A 22,565-nucleotide genomic window follows, 5' to 3' on the forward strand; every position below is an offset into this window, starting at 1 on the left:
GGAGAAGAAGTTCCAATTGCTTTTTCGCGTATCAAGTGCAATCAGCAAGACAACTTACAGCAATCTAGAACGTTCGAGAAAATATGACAGTTGAAATCATAGGGCGCGCATGTCTCGCCCCTGGAGCGAATTCGCCACAGGCGTTGTTTCGAGTTTTGCGCCAGGGCAAATGCACGGTCACGCGCATTCCGTCTGATCGTTGGGACCTTGCGCGCTTTTGGCATCCCGTCATCGGCAATCCGGGCAAGACCTATTCCTTCGCCGCCGGGGTGCTCGACAGCATTTATGATTTCGATCCGGCAGTCTTCGGCATGTCGCAGCGCGAAGCCATGCACATGGACCCGCAACAGCGGGTTTTGCTGCAACTGGCTTGGCGCGCGCTCGAAGATGCCAACATCTCGATCCCTTCGCTGCACGGTGAAAATGTCGGTGTTTATATTGGTGCGTCGAACCTCGACCACGCCAATCTCACCGTCGAGGATCCGGCCGCCGCCGGCCCCTACTTCATGACTGGAAACACGCTCTCGATCGTTTCCAACCGTATTTCCCATATTTTCGGTCTGAGCGGACCGAGCATGACGGTCGATACCGCCTGCTCCTCGTCGCTGGTCGCGCTCGATCAGGCGATGAGGGCACTGAATGCAGGCGAAATCGACACTGCTATCGTCGGCGGCGTCAGTATTCTTGCCCACCCGCTGCCGTTTGTCGGGTTTGCGCAGGCGCGCATGCTATCCCCGGAAGGGCTTTGCCGCGCCTATGACAATGATGGTGCCGGCTATGTCCGCGCCGAAGGCGGTGTCGTGTTCGTTCTGCGCCGGTCCGACAGGGCACGGCAGGAAAAGGACCGCAGCTACGCCAAGATCGTCGCGACCGGCGTCAATTCTGCCGGACGCACCAATGGTATTTCCCTGCCATCGCGCGAGGCCCAGGCCAATTTGTTGCGCTCCATCTATGAAGGCAACAATATCGATTCCAACCAGGTTGCCTTCGTCGAAGGCCACGGGACAGGTACCAAGGTCGGCGACCCCTCCGAAGTCTGGTCAATCGGCACGGTGATCGGCGCCAACCGGCGTGCGCCGGTACCGATCGGTTCGATCAAGTCAAACATTGGCCACACGGAACCGGCGTCCGGCCTGTTCGGCATGCTTAAGGCCGTCATGGCACTTGAGAACAACTACCTGCCGGCATCGCTGCATTTCGAAACCCCCAACGAGAACATCGATTTCGACGGGTTGAACGTGCGCGTTACCGCAAACCCGATCGAACTGCTGCGCGGCAAGCGCGCCCGTCTTGCCGGGATCAACTCCTTCGGTTTTGGCGGCGCCAATGCTCACGTCGTCATCAGCGATCCGGATCCCGTCCAGGAAGAACGCAGCCGCAACAACGCGGCTGGCCATGTCTTCATGGCAAGCGCCCATACCGCCCATAGCCTCGAGGAGTTGCTGAAGTCGTACAAGTCGACGTTCGCCAAAACCTCAAAGGATGAAGCTCGGACTGTAATCGCCGCGTCCGGTGTCAACCGCACGCAGATGCGCCACCGTTTTGCGGCGCGCAGCGATCATCCGGAAGACATCATCCGCGCCATTGCCAGCCATCTCGAAAAGCCAGCCTCCGATATCGGTGAAACCGGTGAAGCCGTAACGAAGGATGCGAAGGTTGCGTTCGTATTCTCCGGCAACGGTTCCCAGTGGGCCGGCATGGGGGTTGAGGCCTTCCGCGAAAACCTGCATTTCCGCCAGTGTTTCACCTCGGTCAGCGCGCTGTTCAAGTTCCATTCGGACATCGTTCTAACCGACCTGCTGACAGACCCGGATCTGGACAAGAAGCTTTCCGACACGAAATTCGCCCAGCCGCTATTGTTCGCCGTCCAGGCAGCATTGTCGGATTCGCTTGTTGCCATGGGCATCAAGCCGACTGCGGTATTTGGTCATTCCGTCGGTGAAATCGCTGCAGCTTACGCGGCCGGCGCTCTCTCGCTCGTTGACGCCGTTTCGATCGTTGCCAAGCGCTCGCTGCACCAGGACCTTCTGGCTGGCCAAGGCACCATGGCCGCCGCCATGCTCGGCGAAGAGGCCGCAAATGCCTTCGCCAAGTCCCGCGGACTTGAGCAGATCTGTGTGGCTGCGATCAACGCGCACAACTCGGTAACGATCTCCGGCCCGGCACACGAAGTTTCCGCCTTCCGCGATGCCGCACGCAAGGCGAAGATTCCGGTTCAAATTCTCGATATCAACTATCCGTTCCACCACCCGATCATCGATCGCGCCAAGAAGGCCTTCCTCGCCGATATTCCGGACATCGCGCCGCGCAAATCGGAACTTGCCTATCTGTCGACCGTCACCGGCGAGCGGATGGATGGTACGCAACTGGATCCGGATTACTGGTGGAAGAACGTCCGCGAACCGGTCCGTTTCCAGGCAGCGACCGAAGCTGCCATCGAACTCGGCTGCAGCCTGTTCATTGAAATCTCCCCGCGGCCGATTCTATCGTCCTATCTCAAGGAAACGGTCAAGCAAGCGTCGATCCCCGGCACGGTCGTTGCGACCCTGTTGCGTGACGCCGGCGAAAAAGGTCAGGATCCCATTTCGCGTGCAATGGCGCGTGCGATTGCGCATGGTGCCGCCTTCGATGAAGCGCGCCTGTTTGGCAAGCGCAATGCGTTCGTGAGCCTACCAAGCCTGCCGTTTGAACTGGCCGAACTGCGTCCGGCATCGACAAGCGACGCCACCGACGTGTTCGGCCGTGGTGCAAAAACACCTTATACGCTGGCTGGCTGGCGGAGCGACCTCAATAGCGGCAGCTGGAAGAACCACGTCGACGCGCATCTGTTCCCTGATCTGGCGGAACACATCGTCGACGGCAAGGCTATCCTGCCAGGCAGCGGTTTCATCGAGATCGCCATTTCCGCCGCGCAGCAATACTATGGTACCACAGAGGTCGATATCACCAATCTGGAGATTGTGCGGCCGCTGGAGCTTGCCGACAATCGGATGATGGAACTTTCGACCATCCTGTCTCCAGAAACCGGCGATATCGAGATTCGCTCCCGCGAGCGCCTTTCGGAAGATGACTGGGCTGTACATGCGGTGGCAAGAAGCCGCAAACCGATCCCCGCCGATCCGGTCACCTCCGGCAACATCTTTGCCGGTGTGGAAAAGACCGCGACCGTGACACCGGCGAAGGCCTATGAAACTGCGCGTCAGTTCGGCCTGGATTACGGTCCTCGCTTCCAGCTGATGGCAAGGGCGGTCTGCTATGGCGACCGGTTCATCGATGTCGAATTGAAAGAGCCCGAGAAAACGGGCAATCCCTTTGTTTCCTACAGCCTCAATCCGATTTCCGTGGATGCAACCTTCCATGGACTGGTAGCGCTGTTTGATCGCTTTACCGGTGATGCCGGCGGTGCGCCTTATATCCCGGTGCGCTTCGGCTCCGTGCGCCTGACAAACTCCGGCCTCACGGTGAAACGCGCCGTGGTGGAGATCGAGCGCATTAGCGCCAACTCGATCAAGGCAAAATTCCGTTTCTTCGGCAAGGGTGGCGAAGTCATTGCGGCATTCGACGATTGCCGTTTCCGCCGGACCTATTTGCGCCAGCACAAGACGCTGGACATGCTGTCCTTCCACTATGAGGCTGTCCCTTCCGATCGGTCCCTACCGCTTGCAACGCTGGGGCAATCGCATGCGCTTCCGCTGCCGTTGCTTGCCGCAACGGAAGAGAGTGGCATCGACAATACGACGCTTCTGTTCAACGCAGCGATCTACCGCGCCTGCCACGAAATCGCGCTCAAGCTCGGCAAGGGCACGGCCAAGGTCGATACGCGGTCGCTTCCCGGCGATTTTGCCTTCCGCTGCTTCCTCGCCAATTGCCTCTATGTCCTGGAAGACGCCGGCTTGTGCGAACACAAGGGTGGTAGCTGGAAGATCGCCGCCGAGTTTTCGCTTCCTCCCGTTGGCGACATTCTCAAGGAACTCTATGGCGAACGCTCCGAGCGCGCCGTGGAAGCTGTGTTGATCAACAATTCCTACGCTGAAGCGCTGGATCGCATCGACAGTCTCTTTGCCGCCGAGCTATCGGGTAACGAAGTTGAAGCAATAAAGCCGCAGGGCTTCATCAGCGATGCAACGCTCGATCACCAGACCGTGCATTCCGAGTCCACCCGTCAACGCATGGATCTCATTCTGGCGGCGGCCGAAAAAGCGCTCACCAGCAAAGAGGGCAAAACCAACCTGCGGATTGTTGAAGCAGGCACCGTCTCTGCCGGCTTCACCCGCAAGCTCGCGACGTTGGCGGCAAAATATGGCGCCAGCCTGATCGTTGTCGAACCACGCGAAAATGCCCAGCGCAATCTGGAGATCGCCTTCGAGGAAGACGCACATGTCCGCGTTCTGAAAAAGGACGCATTCGCGTCGCTTCCGGCTTTCGATCTCGTTGTCAGCGCTTCGGATACGATTTTCACCCTGATCGATGAAGACGGCGCCATTCGCAATGCGCTGCGTGTCTGCCTGCGGGAAAATGGGGCTCTTGTCGCTGCGACCAATGCGCCGACAGTGTTCAGCGACTTCGCCTTCGGATTGACCGAAAGCTGGTTTGCCCGCACCCAGGCCGTCGAGTTTCCGATCGGCAAGCTGGCTACGATCACGCAATGGCAAAAGGACCTGACCGATCTCGGCCTTCGTAACATCTCCGTTGCAGATCGCGAATTGCCATACGGAAACATCATCACGGTCGAGGCGCAGGGCGGCCTGTTTACCGAGATCGCCCCAACTGCCGACGCCCAGCCCGCAGAGGTCGCAAGGCCGGTGCTTGTGCTGCACGAAGGTAATGTTTCTAGCCTGCAGAACACACTTCCTTCAGGCAAGGATGCCATTCAGGCTCCTCTTATCCAGGTTCAGTTGACTGGCGATTTCGAAATCGACAAGGACAAGATCACTGAGGCCGTCGCCGGATTGAACGAAAAACCGATCCGCGCCGTCTACCTGTCGGCAACCACTGCGGCGGATCGCAGCCAGGATTCGGCTGCTCTGCAAAATCGCGTCCTGTCGCTCAGTGCCTTTGCCGAGTCGCTTCGACAGTATTATGCGCATGCGGAACCTGCAGCCGATCAGCGTCCGCGTCTCGTGATTGCTGCTCCCGGTGGCGCGCCGGTCACATCGAACGGGCGCGGCAAGGATGTGTCCGGATCAAGCGTCAACAGTGGCCTGTGGGCATTCGCCCGCGTGCTTCAAAACGAGTATGATATCCTCGATATCCATTCGCTCGATTTCACTGGACCCAAGGCCGGACCTGGTAACCAGCTCGCTGCGGCGATCTCGCTACTGAGCGATACAAGCGGAAACCGCGAATGGCTGCTTGACGGACAGAACGGTATCCTTTCGGAAATCCGCGCCGTACCCGGCCCGGTCGATCAAAGCTTGCGCAAGACGACGGGCTTCAAGGCCGCGACCATCCGCCAGCGTGTCAGCTCGCAGGTCGGCAGCATTGCCTGGGAACAGTCAGACATCCCGCAGGCTGGCCCGGACGACGTCGTCGTTGCGGTCGCTGCAACCGGCCTGAACTTCCGCGACGTCATGTGGGCGATGGGACTTTTGCCGGAAGAAGCGCTGGAGGACGGTTTTGCCGGAGCGACGATCGGCATGGAGCTTTCCGGCCATGTCGTTGCCATCGGCAGCGGCATCAAGGACCTGTCGGTCGGCGACGCCGTAATGGCGATCGCGCCCGCAGCCTTTTCCACCCATGTGGTCGTTTCGCGGTCCGGCGTTGCCAGACTGCCGGAAACCGTCAGCCCCGTCGCAGCAGCAACCGTGCCAGTTGCCTTCCTTACCGCCTATTACGCGATGATCGAGCTTGGCCGTATTCGGCCTGGCGAAACGATCCTGATCCACGGCGCTGCCGGCGGTGTCGGCCTTGCAGCCCTGCAGGTTGCCAAGCTTGCCGGTGCCAAGGTGATCGCCACAGCGGGAACGCGCGAAAAGCGCCGTTTCCTGAAGATGCTCGGTGCTGATCACGTCTTCGATTCGCGTTCGCTGGCCTTCGTCAACGAGATCCTCGGCGTTACCGGCGGCGAAGGTGTCGATCTGGTACTGAACTCGCTGTTTGCCGAAGCCATGGAACAGAGCCTGTCGCTGGTGAAGCCGTTTGGCCGCTTCCTCGAACTTGGCAAACGTGACTACTACGGTGACAGCAAGATCGGCCTTCGGCCTTTCCGCCGCAATATCAGCTATTTTGGTATCGATGCCGACCAGTTGCTGGTCAACGCGCCGGACCTGACGAAGCGGATTTTCACAGAAATCGGCGCGCTGTTCGAAGAAGGCAAACTTGTGCCTCTCCCCTACCGCGCCTTCGGTTTCGACGAAATCGGCAACGCTTTCCGCCTGATGCAGAATGCCGGCCATATCGGCAAGATCGTCGTTTTGCCACCCGTTGCCGGACGCGATGAAGTTGCCAACCGGCCGGCCGGCCGCATGTCTGTCGATAGTCTTGGCGTGCATTTGGTCGTTGGTGGTATCGGCGGGTTCGGTCTTGCTGCTGCCAACTGGCTGGTTGAAAAGGGTGCGCGCAACATCGCGCTCGCCACCCGCCGGGGTATCGCCGATATCGAGACCCTGGAAGCGATCAAGCGATGGGAAAACATGGGCGTCTCGGCGACCATCCACGCCTGCGACGTGACGGACGAAGCTGCTGCAGACGCTCTGCTGAAAACACTTCGGCAGATCGCCCCCCTGAAGACCGTCGTTCACGCCGCAATGGTCCTCGACGACGCGCTGATCAACAATCTCAGCCGCGAGCGTAACCGTCCGGTCATCGACGTGAAGGCGCAGGGCGCAGCCGTTCTTGACCGGTTGACCCGCGCCGATACGCTCGAACATTTCATCATGTTCTCGTCGGCAACCACATTGGTCGGCAATCCAGGCCAGGCCAACTATGTGGCTGCCAACGGCTATCTTGAGGGTCTTGCCCGCGCTCGCCGGCTTGAAGGTCTGCCGGGGCTCGCCATCGGCTTCGGTGCGATCGCCGACAAGGGCTATCTGGCACAGAATACCGACGTCAACGATCTGCTTTCCAAGCGTATCGGCAAAACGGCTCTGAAGGCGCAAACCGCCCTCAATCAGGTCGAGAGCTATATCCGGTCCGATCCGGGTACCGTCGATGCCGCCGTTGCAATGGTTTCCGAACTCGATTGGGCCGCGGCGCGTAACCTGCCGGTGGTCCGCAATGCCCTCTTCGAGGTCATCCTGCGAACCGCCGACCAGCACACTGCAGGCAGCGACGGTAAGACCATGGATCTTGTGGCAATGATCGACGGAAAATCGGCGCAAGAGGCCGAAGATATCCTCTATGATCTGGTTGCCAGCGAAATCGCAGCTATCCTGCGCGTATCAAAGGATACGATTTCGCGCAGCAAGATCCTGAAGGAAATCGGTCTCGATAGTTTGATGGCCGTTGAATTGGGGATCAGCTTCCAGCAGAATACCGGCTTTGACATGCCGTTGAGCGGCGTTGCCGACAATACGACCGTTGGCGATGTTGCACGTAAGCTCTACGACAAGGTGAGCAAGCGGGATCACGGCAGCGACGAAGACAGCGAGCCAACGGACAACAAGATCGTCAACGAGCTCGCCCAGCGCCATACCGGCACCGGTACGGAAAAGGCAGTGAGCCAATGAGCGAGAATGAGGAACGCAACAGCGCTGCGAAGATGAACAGCAGCCTGAAAGAGAACCTTCTGGACCAGATGCGCAATGCGCATCAGTCGTCAGAGCGCAATCGTATGGCCCGTTCAGAGCGCGACGTTCCTCCGCCCGTCAGGCGCAAACAGACGCGATTCGAGGATTTGCCGGAGTACAAGCAGGTCCAGACCCAGAAAGTCGCCAGCGAACAGCTGGGTATCGACAATCCGTTCTACCGCGCGCATCAGACGGCAGCCGGTGCCACGACAGTGATCGACGGACGCAAGCTGATCAACTTCGCGTCTTACGATTATCTCGGCCTCAACAGGCATGCACATGTTCTGGCACAGGCCCGCGACACCATCAGCACCTTCGGTATCTCGGCATCAGCCAGCCGGCTTGTGGCCGGCGAACGCCCGGCGCACGCCGAACTCGAAGAGCGTATCGCCGCTTTCTACGGCGTCGAAGCGGCCGTCTGCTTTGTCAGCGGCTACCTGACCAATGTCGCGGCAATCAGCTGCCTGATGGGTCCGAAGGATCTCGTCGTGCACGACGAGTTCATTCACAACAGTGCACTCGCCGGCATCAAGCTATCTGGCGCTACGCGCCGCCTGTTCAAGCACAATGATGCGAACGACCTGGAACATGTACTGCGGACGGTTGCCGGCGATTATCGCCGCATTCTGGTGATCGTCGAAGGCGTCTATTCCATGGACGGTGATATCGCCAATCTGCCCGCGATCATGAAACTGAAGGCCGAGTACGGCTTCTGGCTGATGGTCGATGAGGCCCATTCGCTCGGCATTCTCGGCAAACGTGGCAAAGGTACGTTCGAACATTTCGGCATCGATCCGCGCCAGGTCGATATCTGGATGGGAACACTTTCCAAGACGACATCGAGCTGCGGCGGGTATATCGCCGGCAGCGGTGCTCTGGCAGCCGTACTGAAGGCAACCGCTGGAGGGTTCGTCTACAGTGTCGGCCTCGCACCGGTTCTGACTGCATCGGCCATCGCCAGCCTGGATATTCTGGAAGGCGAGCCGGAACGTGTCGCCGCCTTGAGGCGCAACGGCACACTCTTCCTGAAGCTTGCCCAGGAAGCCGGTCTGGACACGGGTCTGAGTGCCGGCTTCTCCGTAGTTCCGGTTCTGGTTGGTGATTCTCTGCGTGCAGTGCAACTGTCAAACGATCTTCTGGCCGCCGGCATCAACGCATTGCCAATCATCCATCCGGCAGTCCCGGAAGGAATGGCGCGTCTGCGGTTCTTCATCACCAGCGAACATACGGAAGAACAGATCCGCCAGACTGTGGCGATGACGGCTGAAAAGCTCAAGGATCTGACTGAGCGGAATTTCGGTCTCGCATCGATCGATGTCCAGCAGATGATGAAGATGCTCGCCACCCGATAACGCGCTCCCGAAACAGCCAGGCGAACGTCCATGAACCGAACCGGTCTTGCGGCATGACTCATGTGATCATTACCGGCGGATCAAGCGGGATCGGACTGGCACTGGCGCGTATCTATGCTGCCCGCGGCGTACGCATATCGCTGCTCGCACGCTCCCTGCCCACGCTTGAGGCGGCCAGAACCGAACTTATCAAAGATCACGGCGAAGCATCGATCCGCATTGAAAGTGCCGACGTTGCCGACGAAGATCAGGCATTGGCGGCAATACACAAATGCGAAGATGCCTTCGGCCCCTGTGACATCCTGATCACATCTGCCGGAATTGTCGAACCCGGACGCTTCGATACGCTATCTCCGGCTGCCTTCCATCGGCAGATTCAGACAAACCTGTTCGGCAGCGTCCACGCGGTGCGCGCGGTTTATGCGACCATGAAGCAAAGGCGCTCCGGCCGGATCATGCTGGTATCGTCCGGCGCGGGTTTGATCGGTATCTATGGCTACACGGCCTATTGTGCCTCGAAATTTGCCCTGCATGGTTTCGCCGACGCTCTTCGTTCGGAAGCAAAGCCGCACGGGGTCAAGGTTTCTGTCTGTTTCCCGCCCGATACAGAAACGCCGCAGTTTTCCCGCGAATTGGAACATCGGCCGCTTGAAGCAACGGTTATCATGGGACGGGTTGCTCCCTGGTCCTCCGCTACCGTTGCGCTGCAGATCGTGCGGGCCATCGACAGAGGCCAATTCGAGGTGTTTTTCGGCTGGACGCTGTGGGCGCTGGGACGTTTTGGCTCGACGGTGAAGCCGGTTCTCAACTGGTGGTTCGACAGGGGTATTCAACGGATAAGCGACCAGCGCTGAACAGTAGAGCCTGCTTGTATCCGCCGTGAATAGGTTTTAAGTGTCGCTCAGCCGCGGCGGTGCATGACGCATCGGTAGGCGATGAAAGATCAAAGGTATTCGTTTGGCGTTCACGTCGCTCCATATGCACTACCATCCGGTAACGCTGACCTTTCTCTGCTACGCGCTGGCCTGTGCTGTCATCCTGTATACAGACAAGTTTGCCTTGCCCGCACGCGAGCGCCGGAGACACCGGCCGCCATCCAGCCGCCGCCGCGCCACCGTCGATATCCTGTCACGGCTGCCAATCATTGCTCTCGTGTTTGCGGGCTTCTTCTCGATCTCCTGGCGCCCTCTCTATGCGAGCGCCGGAACGATGAGCTTCTTCGTCATCTTCACCGGAATATCCCGGGCCAAATACAGGTTCATTCGCGAACCGCTGGTCTTTTCAGATATCGCCCTGGTCGCCGACGTCTTCAAGTACAAGACGATCTTCTACGCCCACTCGCTCAACATCGTTTTCTGGGTTGTCGCCTTCCTGTATGTCTTCGGCGTCTCGGCGCTGTACATGTATTTCGAGCCCAGCATCCTGCCTGCCAGCCACAAGCTGCTCTGGATTATCCTGATGATCCTGATCGCCGATCTACCCTGGATTCTGCTGTTCTATGGTCCGGTGAACAGGCCGGTGGCCGATTTCGTGCAACACCTTGTCGGCAAGCCGAACGTCAAGGTCAGCACCATCCGTTTCGGAACCTTCGCATCCGTTATTTTCCATTTCATCCTCTGGCTGGGCCGCCGCCGTGAAAAGATCGTGGCCGAATTGCAAGAACGCTTCTTCGCAGCCGTCCATGATCTGATCGGTCACGATGCCGACAACAAGGCACCGCTGGTCATTGTCTGGCAGTCAGAATCCTTCATCGACATGCGCCATTGCGGTGTAGACAGCATCAAGCTGCCGACCATCGACAGGCTGCAGAAACTTGCCGTGCAGTGGGGGCGCCTCGCAACGGTGTTTGAGGGCGGGTACACGCTGCGCACGGAATTCGCGGTGTTGAGCGGCCTTGTTCCCGACGACCTGCATATTGATGCAAGTTATCCCTACCTGCGGGCGGGCCACTATACCAATGTGGTCTGGCCGACGAAGCTGAAGAATGCGGGCTGGAGCACGCATTTCATGCACCCCTATGACCGGACGTTCTTCCTTCGCCACAAAGCCATGCCGCAACTCGGCTTTGAAAAGATGACCATGCTCGACGACTTCGACCATGATCCCCTCCGCGACGGCCCCTATGTTTCGGATAGTGCCCTGACCCGCAAAGTCATCGCTGACGTGGAAAGCCAGACCGATGACAAGGGTAGTTTTCTCTTCGTCGCATCGATGGCCAACCATGGACCTTGGGAGCCCAACCGCGTTGAAGGAATCGTCGATCCTGTCGGGATCTATCTCGATATCCTGCAGCAATCCGACAAGGCGCTGGGTGAACTCGTCGATCACCTAGACACGCTCGATCGCCCCGTCTGGCTGGTTTTCTACGGTGACCACGCGCCGCTGCTAAAATCCTTTGCCGACCCCTTCCCCGATCCCCGCACCGATTACTTCATCGTGCCACTGGCCGCCGCGCGCACATCGCAGAATGCTCCGTCGTCTCCGCGTAGCGTAGAACCTTGGAAGCTGCTGGAAGCCATGTTGAAACATGCCAATCTGCACAGGGATGATCTGCAATAGTGCCGGCATTATTTTCGAAGGTGCAGGGACAATGACTTTGCAAAATGCGCCGCAACAGCGTGTCTTCCTGTTTCTGCAAGGACCATCCTCGCCGATCTTTGCCAAGACCGCCGACCGGCTGGAAGCCAAGGGCCATCCCTGCCTGCGGATCAATCTAAATCCGGGTGACCAGATTTTCTGGCGGCGCAAGGGCGGGTACAATTACCGTGGCCGTGCCGGAAACGACTGGCGCACCTATGTTGCCTCTTTCATGGACCGGCATGCGGTCACGGACCTCGTCCTCCTTGGAGAGGAACGTCCCTACCATCTCACTGCAATTGATGCAGCCAAGGACCGTGACATAACGGTATCGGTCGTCGAGATGGGCTACCTTCGGCCGGACTGGCTGACACTTGAACGCAACGGGATGTCATCCAATTCGCATTTCCCCAACGATCCGCAGCAGATCGTCGAAGCGGCCCATACCCTTCCGGAACCGGATTGGACGAGACGTTACAGCCAGAGCTTTACAGTCGAGGCCGCCTATGACCTCCTATACAATCTGCCGAATGTTTTCCTGTGGTTTCTGTTTCCGCACTATCGCCGCCACGCCCTGTTTCATCCCCTGGCGGAATATGCCGGCTGGATAATACGGCTGACGAGCGGCAGAAAAAGAGCCGTAGCCGCAACAATGCTTGTTGAGAACATGCTTGCCGGCGACATTTCGTTTTTCGTTTTCCCGTTGCAATTGCAAACTGATTTCCAGTTACGGGCGCATTCACCCTATAATGATCAACGCGAAGCAATCACCGAGGTGATCACGTCCTTTGCCGCTCACGCCCCGCGCGCATCCCAGCTCGTGGTCAAAGTACATCCCCTCGACAACGGGCTTATCGACTGGCGGGCCTATGCTGGAGAACTGGCAACCAGGCTTGGCGTTGGCGGGCGAGTGCAGTTCCTGGATGGGGGCGACCTGAATGCGCTGCTGGCAAAAACCGCTGGCGTTGTCACCATCAACTCCACAGTCGGGCTTCATGCCTTGCAACTGGGTACACCCGTTAAAGTGCTGGGAACGGCCGTCTTCGACATTGCCAAGCTTAGCGATCAGCAAGAGCTCGATCAATTCTGGGCGGCGCCAACAATCCCGCAGGAGCCGGTCCAATCAGCCTTTTTTCGCTTGCTTGCGGCGGCAATTCAGGTTCGGGGCAATTTCTACTCGGCCACCGGCACGGATGCCGGCGCAGAGGCGATCGCCGAAAGGCTACACGCCCGATCGATCAATCAACCCGGCGCCTTCATCGACCCGCCTCCGCGCAAGAAACCGCACAAAAGAGGCTCTCGTTCTCATTGACCGGCCCGGCCTCGACGTGTTTACGCCGTCTCAGCGGGACTTGCTGCTTTCGATCAGGGCGAGCACAAGCGTAGAAAGTAACGTAAGAGGCGGGGTCGCGGCGCTCTGGGGCTTGGAACTTTCGTTCGGGCTGAGGCCCACCTTGCCAACGGGTTTATCATCAGCATCCACGCCGCTATTGCCGAGCGTCCACCATCCGTTGCGCAAAATCTTTTCGATCACGAAGGTTGCAACGTCAAGCGAGCGCGAGGGTGAACCTGGCGGCAGGACGTCAGCTGACGTCGGATTACGCTCATTCATCACCGAATAATAGACACGCCGGATATCGTCATCGATGTCGTCGGTGCCTTCAGATGCAGTATTGATCTTCTGCCTGAGCTTGCGCAGGTCGGCGACAGTGACGGTCAGGGTGTCCGCTATACCGTTCAGCTCCTCGGCAAAGACATCCGGGTTGCTGCCATCCTCCGTAAACAGCTCAGAAAGCGCGGAGCCCGGGGCTGCCTGGCGATTGCGAATAACCTTTGCAGCGCCCCGGATACCATCGCGAAAAGCCTCTTTACGCATTTCGTCCTGCTTCGCAATCAGCGCCGAAGTGGCGGAACAGACTTCGAGAAGAAGCGTCGATGCATTTTGATCCGGGGATGCCAACGCCACTTCTCTCGCCTTTGCGAGAAGGTCATTCAGAGACGATATTTGATCGGTCATCGACGGCCTGATTTCTGCGTCATAAAATTTATGCCTGACGATTAAAGTATCTTATTTGAACTTTGCATAAAGATCTTGCAGGCGCTCGCGGTATTTCTCCGGGGAAAACAGCTTCGCCCGTTCCATACCAACGGCCTGATAGTGCTCCACCAGTCCATCGTCATTTGCCATATCTCTTATGGCCTGCGAGATTGCATTAACATTGTAGGGATCGACGATCAACGCACTGTCCCCCGCCACCTCCGGGTTAGCACCTTCACTGCCGGTGATGACGGCAGTACCCAATTGCATCGCCTCCAGGATTGGCAGCCCGAAACCCTCGTACAACGAGGGAAACACGACGGCTCTCGCACAGCGGATCAGGGACGTCAGCAAATTGAGAGGGAGATACTCCAGCCGGATGACAGAGGACGTTTTCGAGACATGGCCGACTGTCGGATCGCTAAACTGTTTCTTCGCTGATTTGTCCGTGTCCTGAGGAACGCCGAGGAGACGAAGTTCATTTGCGTTCTTCCAGACCAGCTGGCCAACGATAACAAGCGGGCGATTCGTCTGGCTCGCAAGATAGGCCTCGATGATACGGGCGACATTCTTTTTCGGTTCGATCGCGCCGAAAAACAGGAAATACTCCTTGTGTTCGAGGCCGAAAATGGATTGGACCTCTTGACGAACTTCATCCTCGGGACGGTTGAGAATATAGCTCGGCAGACTGGCCGCCTGATAGGTGTTGGTCACGCGGCTTTCATCAACGCCGAGCAAGTCGATAATATCTCTCTTGGAAACTTCCGAAACCGTAACGATGTGATCCGCTTTCTCGCTGATACGCCGGACCTTCTTCAAGAACTCTCTCTTGTTGTCGAGTGTCGTATAGGGCAACCTCAGTGGCACGAGATCGTGGATCGTATAGAGATTAGCAGCGTTCTTCAGTGTTACGGGCAGCGGATAGGTCCAATGCGCGATGTCAGCCGCACCGGGATAATCGACGTTCAAAAATTGGCCATAGGTCCGGAAGTGCCAGCGGGAGATCGTGTAGAGATCACGCGCATTGAAGATTCTATCATGCACAGGAAGCCCGCCCGCAGCGGTTCTTGCGATAACTTTACCGGTTATCGGAACCTGCCTTGCCGTAGCGCCCAGCGGCGAAGTGATGAGGCGCTTGACGATGTCCTGGGTCTTCATCCGCTTTATCGAGGGATCAAAAAAGCTGACTTCTGCCAGAAGTTCGTTTTTTCCGGCCGATGACCGGACCCCGTACATCAAGTCCACCTGATGACCAAGCGCCGTCAGTTGCTCGCTCAGATTCCGGGCATAGGTCGCAACCCCCGTTCCCTTTTCCAGGGCAAGATTATAGCCATCAACCATGATGCGGGCATTGGACATGAATTAATAATCCTAGTTGTTGCTGGCTATACCAGATCTGGATGATGCATTCCGTCAAGCCTGGATCCTTGCGCAAGCGCTTGACAGGGGAAGCCGGGCACCGGGTGTGATTAAGCAGTCGATTGCTATCTAGGGGATTGCCATATGGGACGCAACCTCATGCATTCCTAATCCGCATGCAGCGCCATTCTCGACGGTCGTTCCGAACCGCCAGAGAATGGCGGCACGCTGAAAAAAGCTCTTGATTTGGCCGAGACCGAGTGATTGTTCACTGAACGCCGCAAGTGGCTACTCGGTTTAGCCAGCCACCTCCAAAATTGGCAATACCTCCGGATTTCCATCGCCCATAAGGATCGGCAGCGATTACATCAAAGCGACGTACATCGCCCTGTACCTTCAAGCGCAATGCGATGTTCCGGCGGAAACAACCCGATCGGTCTCTCGGTTTTCTGACAAAAAAATACAAGCAGCAAGGCGGCTGAAGACAGCCATTTGCAGTTATACCGGAATCACATCGTTGTCTTCGCCATCCGCGACATGCTCGAGTTCTCCGGCACCGTCCTTGAGTTTATCCTTTCCGAACCAGTTTTCCGCCTCTTCGGCAGAATCGACTTCTCGAAGCATGAAATCGTCAATGATAAAAAAATCACTGCAATATTTCTTCAACAAGCTCGGTGAGGAAGTCACCATAAGAAAGCCCGCCGACTGCATGCGGTCCAAAACAAGTTGTTCGCATTGGGCTCTGAATGCCCCACGTCCACCGATGATGCTCTCATCGACAATATAGGTCTCAAAAGGGATGGCATAACAGGAGGTGAACAGAAGCTTTGTGCGTTCATCCCGATTAAGATGCTTGAATGGCTTGTCGATCGATTTCCCTATTCCCGTGAAATCCAGCACGAACCGGATAATGGGAACCGGGTCGAAACCGAAGACACGGCATAGAAAGGCCAGATTTTCGCGGCCGGTCAGTGCCCCGTTGAAAACGCCGCCAGAAGCCACTGGAAACGAGACAAGCGACGATCGCCGCACTCTGCCAATATCGGGCCGCAGCTTTCCCGTCATCAGATTAGCGACAACAGTCTTTCCACTGCGCGGCGGCGCAAGGATGCCGGTCAGACGATCCGGTCTGAATTCAGCATTCGCCCCTTCCAGCACCTTGGTCCGGTGGGACTTCTGCCTCAGCGTCTTGTGAACATTAATAAACTCGATCATCGCATCCGCCTCTCATCGGCTATCTCTATGCCCGCCTGCTCTTGCGGCAATCTCTGCGAGCCAACCGATCCCGTCCAGGGGATTCAGAAAAGTCGTACCAGGTGGACCAACCTCCCGAAACACAGGAATATCGGACGCTATGCAGGGGACACCAAGAGCCGCTGCCTCCAACATGGGAATGCCGAGCCCCTCAGCAAAGGACGGAAACAGAAGAGCACTTGCCTGTTGCAACATCGTCTGAACGTCAAAATCCGAAAGGCCGTAAAACACGAAGACCGAGTCCCTAATCGCCTCGCAGCGCTCCAGCATGTCTACTACATTCTCATTTTCCCAGCCGAGTTTTCCGATAATGCACAGACGTGGCGAACCTTCCCGCTGCGCCAATTCACGCCACACCTGCAGCAGAAGAAGGTGGTTTTTTCTGGGCTCGATCGTGCCGAGCACAATGAAGAACGGCCCCCTATTCTCCAGAAACGCTTTCACGTGCGGCGCTAAGGGTCTTTCTAGTGCACGCTGGAAATCCAGTGTCGGCACGACGACGTCCGTCGCTTTCAAAGTCCAGCCGTTCGCCGACGCGAATGCCAAGACACGTCGATGCGTATCCCACGAATTGCTGACGGCGATCACCGGAGCATCCGTCAGTTCTTTCAGAAAATCGAGGAATTGCTGCTTCGTTTCAGGCCGCTGGTATTCCGGATATTCGATGGGAATGAGGTCGTGAATATAAATAAGGCGTTGCATCTTGCGATGCGGATCGAGACGCCGCATCGCTCCTTTGATCTTCCCAACACCCGAATGCGAAGCCACCACATAGGTCGTTTGTTCGGATATTATCTTTCCACTCAGGGGCAGGAAATTCCGAACGAAAGGCTCGTTCTTCAGCCGGAACTTGCTAAGGGGGCTCTCTTTTTCTTTGAGCACGGCATCATCGTTCCAGCCATACCGAAGGTGTTCAAGAACGGCCTCTCCGAAATCCTGCGGCAGAATGCAGACGCCATGGGGGCCGGCATAAACAAAATGACATTTGGCGCCAAATCGCTCGAAAAGGTCCAGACCGATTGCCAGGTCGATACGATCCACGCCTGTGCCGAAGGATTTTCCGTAACTGCGGACAAGCCGCGAAATATCAAAAAGAACACGCGGCGTTTCAATCGAAAGAGGCCGCATAGAAAGACGATACATTTATGCCTACAGGTCCCGACTATTCTCACCCGCGCCAAATGCTGTTCATGGGCGAACAGGACTTTATATCGGGTTGCACCTGCGCCACTTTCGCACATTAAAGCCGTGTGGTATAGGCCGCCGTAACTGAAACGGCGATGGCATCTTCAGGGGAATGTATCTGAAGCCTTTATCGTAAGCCAGTATGGTGAAATTTGTCGCAAGAACTCCTTGATATCATTCGCTCCGAAAAAGCGATCCCCCTGTCGTGGGTTACCACCCGCAAAGATCAGAACTACCTCAACCTGGGCGACGCCCTTTCTCCCGTCATCGTCTCCATGATGACGGGTTTACCGGTCACTCATACAGCCACGAAGTCGAACACCGTGAGACTGGCGGCAGTCGGCACGATCGGCCATATGTTTGCGGGTGGTAATGTATCCTTCTGGGGAACGGGAACGTCTCCAAGCGCCAATCCCAATCAGTCGGAACAACCGAAGATTCCTTACACCCGGCCCGCCGATACCCGGTTTCACACCTATGCAACACGCGGGCCGTTCAGCCGGCGGATTCTGACGCCTGATGCAACCGGCCCCGCAGTTTATGGCGACCCTTTGTGGCTTCTGCCGCGCTTTCACGAGGCTCCTAAGGAAAAGACCTACGAACTGGGTGTGATTCTGCACCTGTCGGAACTGGCGGACCGGGAGCATGAAGCGCATCCGAAGGCGGATACGCTTCGTCACGGCATTGACAGCGCCGACCGGCAAACAGTGAAGCTGATCAATACGGTAACGCCCGTCTCAATAGAGGGCCTGAGAGAACGGCTCGACGAGATTCTGGCTTGCAAGCGGATCGTCTCGACAAGCCTCCATGGCATGGTGTTCGCCGAATCCTATGGCATTCCCTGCCTTTATTTCTCCCCGAGGTCCAGAACACCGGGATTGGGGCGGATCGACCTGACGCTTGAGGAAGGACTTGACCTCAGATTCGTGGATCTCTACCGTGGCCTCGGGCTGAACCAGCTTGATGTATGGTATCAGCCGCGCAATGAGCAAACGGACTGGGAGACACTGATCCGGACAATTGACCGCGTCTGGGAACAGAAATACCTCGACGAAGATCCGCTCATTGAATCCTTCCCACTTCCTTCATCGTCCATGTTGGAAAAGGGTCCGACGGGCAGCGCATTTGATCACCCCTTGATTCGTGCCGTACCAGTTGGCCGGGAACCCAGCCTTGCCGAACGCGCCAAACGCGGCCCGCTTGCACGGCTTTTCCGGCGGCTGCGATAGAGGGTGTTTGTCTCCATGGGATTAAAAACTGTCAAACGCTTGTTGCGCTTGGAAATTCCTCCGGCGGCAGGAGTGTTCTCCAAGGAACGATCAGGTCGACAAAAAAGGATCCGGTTGTCCTGGGTCTGGTCCACCAAACAGCATCCGGATGCGAACCTCGGCGACGCCCTGAGCGCCGTGATGGTGTCCGCCATGTCGGGGTTGGAAATCAAGCCCGCAGCCTTCAATCATTCTGAAGAGAGAATGGCTGCAGTCGGCACCATAGGCCATGCACAGAGCGGTGGAAAAGTGCATATCTGGGGTACTGGCTTTGATTTGAACCGCGGGCCGACCGGCGCCGTTGGGGCGTATCAGGTACCGGAAGACACCACATTGGTCGTTCACGCTGTGCGGGGAAAGCAGACGGCGATGGGATTGCGCAGGCTTGGCGTGGAAGTGCCCGACATTTTCGGCGACCCCGTCTGGTTCCTGCCACGTCTCTTTCCTTTTACCGATCTCAAGAAAAAATATGAACTGGGCGTCATCGTCCATATTTCCGAACTGGACGAACCCACAGCGCGAGCCACTGTTCGCAAAAATCTCACGCGTTATAATATCCCGCCCGAACTCGCGGAAAATATTAGGATAATCAATACTTATACCGACGCCAACCTGACCGGCATGCGCGACAAGATTGAGGAAATAGTCTCCTGCCGCCGCATTCTTTCCACCAGTCTTCATGGTTTGGTCATTGCTGAGACGTACAACATCCCGTGCGCTTGGTTCTCAACCAACCGGGGCGAGTCCGGCTCTCTGCCGATCGACGGATCACGGGCAATCGATCATCGCATGATCGATTTCTACGGCGGCGCAGAGCGGGATTCGGTGTTGAGCTATCTACATCCGCTTCATGAGGAAACGGACTGGGAAAAGGCAATGGCATTCATCGATACACATTGGCAGCCACTGGATTACTCCGGAGAGGCACTTTTCAATGCGTTTCCCCTGCCTCGCGCGGTCCGCTTCGAGGACAAGGTGTGGCGGTGTCCATCAGAAGTGTTGCAAAAAAACCGTTATTGATCGGTCTTCGTTGATGTTGTGTGTCGCCTTTAACTCAAACCTGTTCTTTCGTCAGGCAATGTCATTGTCTGGACGCTGACGGTGCGATATCCAAGACGCAAATCGAGTTTGAAAATGGGCTTGGATAAGAGCCGGCAGTGCAGGGTTACCATGGGGCATTTGGACAAATTCACCAAAATTTCGTTGATTGCGCTCTGTATTGCATTGTCGTCCTGTACGATGCCAAGTTCGGGTCCGAGCGCGAACAAGATCGCGGCGGAAGCCAAGGAACAGTATGCGCCATACACGCTAATCAATGTGAACTCCAACGTCGTTGCGGCTCTGGATCAGAACTCCGACCAGCAACTCGCGGCGTCACTGGGAAATAACAAGAAGCGGAGCTCGGCGCTGATTGGCGTTGGCGACACGGTGGCGATTTCCATATGGGAAGCATCGCCTGACGGTCTGTTCTCAAGCGGCGCAGGTCGCGGCGGCGGAACGCAGATTCCGGAGCAGCCGGTCTCGGAAGCCGGGACGATCAGTGTCCCATATGCAGGTGTCATCCAAGCAGCAAACAAGACGCCGGACCAAGTAAAGGAACTGGTCGAGCAGGCCCTCGTTCGCATGGCCGTTCAGCCGCAGGTTCTCGTCAGCGTTATAAAGAACGTTTCCAACACGGTCACCGTAACTGGGGAAGTCGCAAACAGCGGGCGAGTCCCCCTCTCCCCGCGCGGCGAGAAACTACTGGACGTCATCGCCATAGCTGGCGGGCCGCGTATGGAATCCCATCAGCTTTCCGTACAGATCACACGAGGCAGACGGACAGAAACCATTCCGATGGAACGCCTCATTTCCGATCCCAGCGAGAATATCTATGTCCAATCGGACGACGTCGTGGCACTCATCCGCCAGCCTCGCAGCTTTACGGTCTTTGGAGCTTCGACCGCCAATGCCTCGGTGCAATTCGACGAATCGCAGCTTTACCTGAACCAGGCACTTGCAAAGGTTGGCGGCCTGAACGACGAACGGGCGAATGCAAAGGGTATCTTTATCTATCGCACGGAATCGACAAAGCTGCTTCGTCGCCTCATGCCGGGAAAGGACTTTTCGTCATACGGCCCGACAGCGAACGTTATCTACCAGGTCGATTTGACCGATCCGAGCGGTTTCTTCCTGTTAAAAGGGTTTACCCTACGTAACCGCGATCTGATTTACATTGCGAATTCGTCGCTTGCCGAAGTGCGCAAATTTGCCACTCTGGTCAGTTCGACGGCGGCACCGATTGCGCAGGCAGCATCTGTCTCGAATACGCTATCCGATCTGAGGGACTAACGCCTGAAAAGGCGTCATCTTAAAGCTGCCTAGTTGTTGTGTTTAGAGCCCCATCGGCTGTGCCGATGGGGCTCCTCGTCTGATGCACTTTTTCGAATTATGAATCCGTGGTATGAGGCCTGCTCGGAGCAGGCTAGGCGCTCAATTCAGGAGATGAAGTTTGAAGGACATGTCCGGGGCGGCAAAGCTCGATAAATCGAAAGCACGCTCGGAGGATACCGGCGCGTTGGTTTTAAGGCTCGACGAAGTGAGGCCAATGCGTCAGCAACCCGGCGCAGCGCCCGTTGTTCTTCCGAAGCAATTTCCACGCAAGACGACCGTAACGTACAAGTCGGCGCGCATAACCGGGATGGTCGCCAAGGCCAAGGGTGGCCTCTCCGCCACCGCGATTTCCTTTTTCCTGATGGTCGTCCTGCCGACGATCATCGGCGCTCTTTATTTTGCCTTTGTCGCGTCTCCCCAATATATGTCCGAGTTCCGTTTCTCTGTTCGCCCGACCGACGGAGCCGCCGCCTCTTCCACGATCGCGGCAGACGCGGCGCTTGCCATGTCGAACAGTTATATCGTCTCCGATTACGCGTTGAGCCGCGATGCAGTCGACGCCCTGGAGAAAAAAATCGGCCTGCAGGAAATTTATTCGAAAGCCAGCATTGATGGCTTTTCCCGCCTCTCCGAAGGAGCGTCTCTCGAACGGCTCGTGGATTATTGGCGCAAACGCGTATCGACGAGCTACGATATCATGACAGGCATCAACGTGATCGAAGTCACGGCTTTTTCGCCAGAGGACGCTCATAAGATTTCCGCCGCTTTGCAAGCACTCTGTGAGCAGCTGGTGAATGATATCTCCGAGAAGGCGCGACAGAGCCAGATGGCCTTTTCCAAGGGTGAGCTCGATCGCGCTGAAGCGCGTCTGAAGGAGGTTCGCCAAAGCGAAACGGAGTTGCGCTCCGGTCAGAAAAGCATCGACATCAGAAAAGAGGCTGAAGGAAAAATCCTTTTGAACAACAAACTGCGCGGCGACCTCGCCGATCTGGAAGGGCAGTATTCGGCACTGTCGAGCTATATGGATCCGACGTCGCCGCGCCTGACGGTCCTCAAGAACCAGATTGCAGCCGCCCGCGAGCAGATCGGAAATCTGAAGACACAGATATCAAGTGGCGATGGCTCGACATCCGGCAACCTGGACGATGCCCAGCGCGTCACAAAGTATGACCAGCTGCAGACCGATGTGGAAATCGCCACGAAACTGTATGAATCGTCTCTCACGAATTACGAACAAGCGCGCATGCGCGCCAACAACAACCAGACCTATCTGGCAACCTATGTCCAGCCGAGCCTGGCGCAGATTGCGTCTTACCCCCGCGTTTTTGTCGATACGTTGCTTGTGTTCCTGTCAGCCATCGGCATCTGGGTAGTATCGACGCTGATCTATTACAGCATCCGCGACCATGCTTGAGCAGGGTGGACTTGAGTT

At 57.0% G+C, this 22,565-nt stretch carries 13 protein-coding genes; 9 read left to right on the forward strand and 4 right to left on the reverse strand.

Features of this window, described 5'->3' with window-relative positions; all coding sequences use genetic code 11:
- Nucleotides 1-83 precede the first annotated feature (83 nt).
- The 5 genes from ACSQ3J_RS05650 (at nucleotide 84) to ACSQ3J_RS05670 (ending at nucleotide 12,968) form a co-directional block, all read left to right on the forward strand.
- Nucleotides 84-7,667, forward strand: coding sequence for a type I polyketide synthase (locus tag ACSQ3J_RS05650; protein WP_060500478.1), 7,584 nt, complete (start codon nucleotides 84-86; stop codon nucleotides 7,665-7,667).
- On the forward strand, nucleotides 7,664-9,079 hold the full coding sequence (locus ACSQ3J_RS05655) for an aminotransferase class I/II-fold pyridoxal phosphate-dependent enzyme (protein ID WP_436038872.1): 1,416 nt from the start codon (nucleotides 7,664-7,666) through the stop codon (nucleotides 9,077-9,079). The genes ACSQ3J_RS05650 and ACSQ3J_RS05655 overlap by 4 nt, the downstream gene beginning before the upstream one ends.
- 53 nt (nucleotides 9,080-9,132) lie before the next feature.
- A complete protein-coding gene (locus tag ACSQ3J_RS05660; RefSeq protein WP_060500482.1) occupies nucleotides 9,133-9,933 on the forward strand; it encodes an SDR family oxidoreductase in 801 nt (266 codons plus the stop codon).
- 124 nt (nucleotides 9,934-10,057) lie between these two features.
- Entirely contained in the window at nucleotides 10,058-11,638 is a 1,581-nt protein-coding gene (locus tag ACSQ3J_RS05665) for an LTA synthase family protein (protein ID WP_060501352.1), read from the forward strand.
- 31 nt (nucleotides 11,639-11,669) lie between these two features.
- Entirely contained in the window at nucleotides 11,670-12,968 is a 1,299-nt protein-coding gene (locus ACSQ3J_RS05670) for a capsule biosynthesis protein (RefSeq protein WP_060501354.1), read from the forward strand.
- A 30-nt stretch (nucleotides 12,969-12,998) separates the two neighbouring features.
- Here ACSQ3J_RS05670 and ACSQ3J_RS05675 read toward each other — a convergent pair whose 3' ends face one another.
- From ACSQ3J_RS05675 to ACSQ3J_RS05690, 4 genes are all read right to left on the reverse strand, one after another.
- Nucleotides 12,999-13,622: a hypothetical protein gene (locus tag ACSQ3J_RS05675; protein WP_156393804.1), complete on the reverse strand. Its 624-nt coding sequence runs from the start codon at nucleotides 13,620-13,622 to the stop codon at nucleotides 12,999-13,001.
- Between the two features lie 102 nt (nucleotides 13,623-13,724).
- Nucleotides 13,725-15,053 (reverse strand): glycosyltransferase family 4 protein, encoded by a 1,329-nt coding sequence (locus ACSQ3J_RS05680; RefSeq protein WP_244481787.1) that lies wholly within the window; start codon nucleotides 15,051-15,053, stop codon nucleotides 13,725-13,727.
- A gap of 498 nt (nucleotides 15,054-15,551) precedes the next feature.
- The gene (locus ACSQ3J_RS05685; protein WP_060500486.1) at nucleotides 15,552-16,268 is read right to left on the reverse strand and encodes a hypothetical protein; all 717 of its coding nucleotides are present in this window, start codon (nucleotides 16,266-16,268) and stop codon (nucleotides 15,552-15,554) included.
- A 12-nt stretch (nucleotides 16,269-16,280) separates the two neighbouring features.
- The gene (locus ACSQ3J_RS05690) at nucleotides 16,281-17,450 is read right to left on the reverse strand and encodes a glycosyltransferase family 4 protein (protein ID WP_060500487.1); all 1,170 of its coding nucleotides are present in this window, start codon (nucleotides 17,448-17,450) and stop codon (nucleotides 16,281-16,283) included.
- 194 nt (nucleotides 17,451-17,644) lie between these two features.
- Here ACSQ3J_RS05690 and ACSQ3J_RS05695 point away from each other — a divergent pair, with 194 nt between their 5' ends.
- The 4 genes from ACSQ3J_RS05695 (at nucleotide 17,645) to ACSQ3J_RS05710 (ending at nucleotide 22,547) form a co-directional block, all read left to right on the forward strand.
- Complete coding sequence (locus ACSQ3J_RS05695) at nucleotides 17,645-18,721, forward strand: polysaccharide pyruvyl transferase family protein (protein WP_436038873.1); 1,077 nt, start codon at nucleotides 17,645-17,647, stop codon at nucleotides 18,719-18,721.
- 15 nt (nucleotides 18,722-18,736) lie between these two features.
- Entirely contained in the window at nucleotides 18,737-19,780 is a 1,044-nt protein-coding gene (locus ACSQ3J_RS05700; RefSeq protein ID WP_082511886.1) for a polysaccharide pyruvyl transferase family protein, read from the forward strand.
- Nucleotides 19,781-19,894: 114 nt separating this feature from the next.
- A complete protein-coding gene (locus ACSQ3J_RS05705; RefSeq protein ID WP_082511887.1) occupies nucleotides 19,895-21,091 on the forward strand; it encodes a polysaccharide biosynthesis/export family protein in 1,197 nt (398 codons plus the stop codon).
- 160 nt (nucleotides 21,092-21,251) lie between these two features.
- Nucleotides 21,252-22,547 carry a hypothetical protein gene (locus tag ACSQ3J_RS05710; RefSeq protein ID WP_060500496.1) on the forward strand — a complete coding sequence of 432 codons (1,296 nt, stop codon included), beginning with the start codon at nucleotides 21,252-21,254 and terminating at the stop codon, nucleotides 22,545-22,547.
- Nucleotides 22,548-22,565: the final 18 nt, after the last annotated feature.

Origin of the sequence: Rhizobium sp. LjRoot98 (assembly GCF_964252935.1) — a bacterium.
Classification (GTDB): domain Bacteria; phylum Pseudomonadota; class Alphaproteobacteria; order Rhizobiales; family Rhizobiaceae; genus Pararhizobium.

Bases quoted from the DNA above. Each gene is read 5' to 3' on its own strand.
- ACSQ3J_RS05685 (WP_060500486.1), bottom strand. From the start codon at position 16,268: ATGATCGAGTTTATTAATGTTCACAAGACGCTGAGGCAGAAGTCCCAC.
- ACSQ3J_RS05705 (WP_082511887.1), top strand. From the start codon at position 19,895: ATGGGCTTGGATAAGAGCCGGCAGTGCAGGGTTACCATGGGGCATTTG.
- ACSQ3J_RS05660 (WP_060500482.1), top strand. From the start codon at position 9,133: ATGACTCATGTGATCATTACCGGCGGATCAAGCGGGATCGGACTGGCA.
- ACSQ3J_RS05665 (WP_060501352.1), top strand. From the start codon at position 10,058: ATGCACTACCATCCGGTAACGCTGACCTTTCTCTGCTACGCGCTGGCC.
- ACSQ3J_RS05655 (WP_436038872.1), top strand. From the start codon at position 7,664: ATGAGCGAGAATGAGGAACGCAACAGCGCTGCGAAGATGAACAGCAGC.
- ACSQ3J_RS05670 (WP_060501354.1), top strand. From the start codon at position 11,670: ATGACTTTGCAAAATGCGCCGCAACAGCGTGTCTTCCTGTTTCTGCAA.
- ACSQ3J_RS05650 (WP_060500478.1), top strand. From the start codon at position 84: ATGACAGTTGAAATCATAGGGCGCGCATGTCTCGCCCCTGGAGCGAAT.
- ACSQ3J_RS05700 (WP_082511886.1), top strand. From the start codon at position 18,737: ATGGGATTAAAAACTGTCAAACGCTTGTTGCGCTTGGAAATTCCTCCG.
- ACSQ3J_RS05680 (WP_244481787.1), bottom strand. From the start codon at position 15,053: ATGTCCAATGCCCGCATCATGGTTGATGGCTATAATCTTGCCCTGGAA.
- ACSQ3J_RS05690 (WP_060500487.1), bottom strand. From the start codon at position 17,450: ATGTATCGTCTTTCTATGCGGCCTCTTTCGATTGAAACGCCGCGTGTT.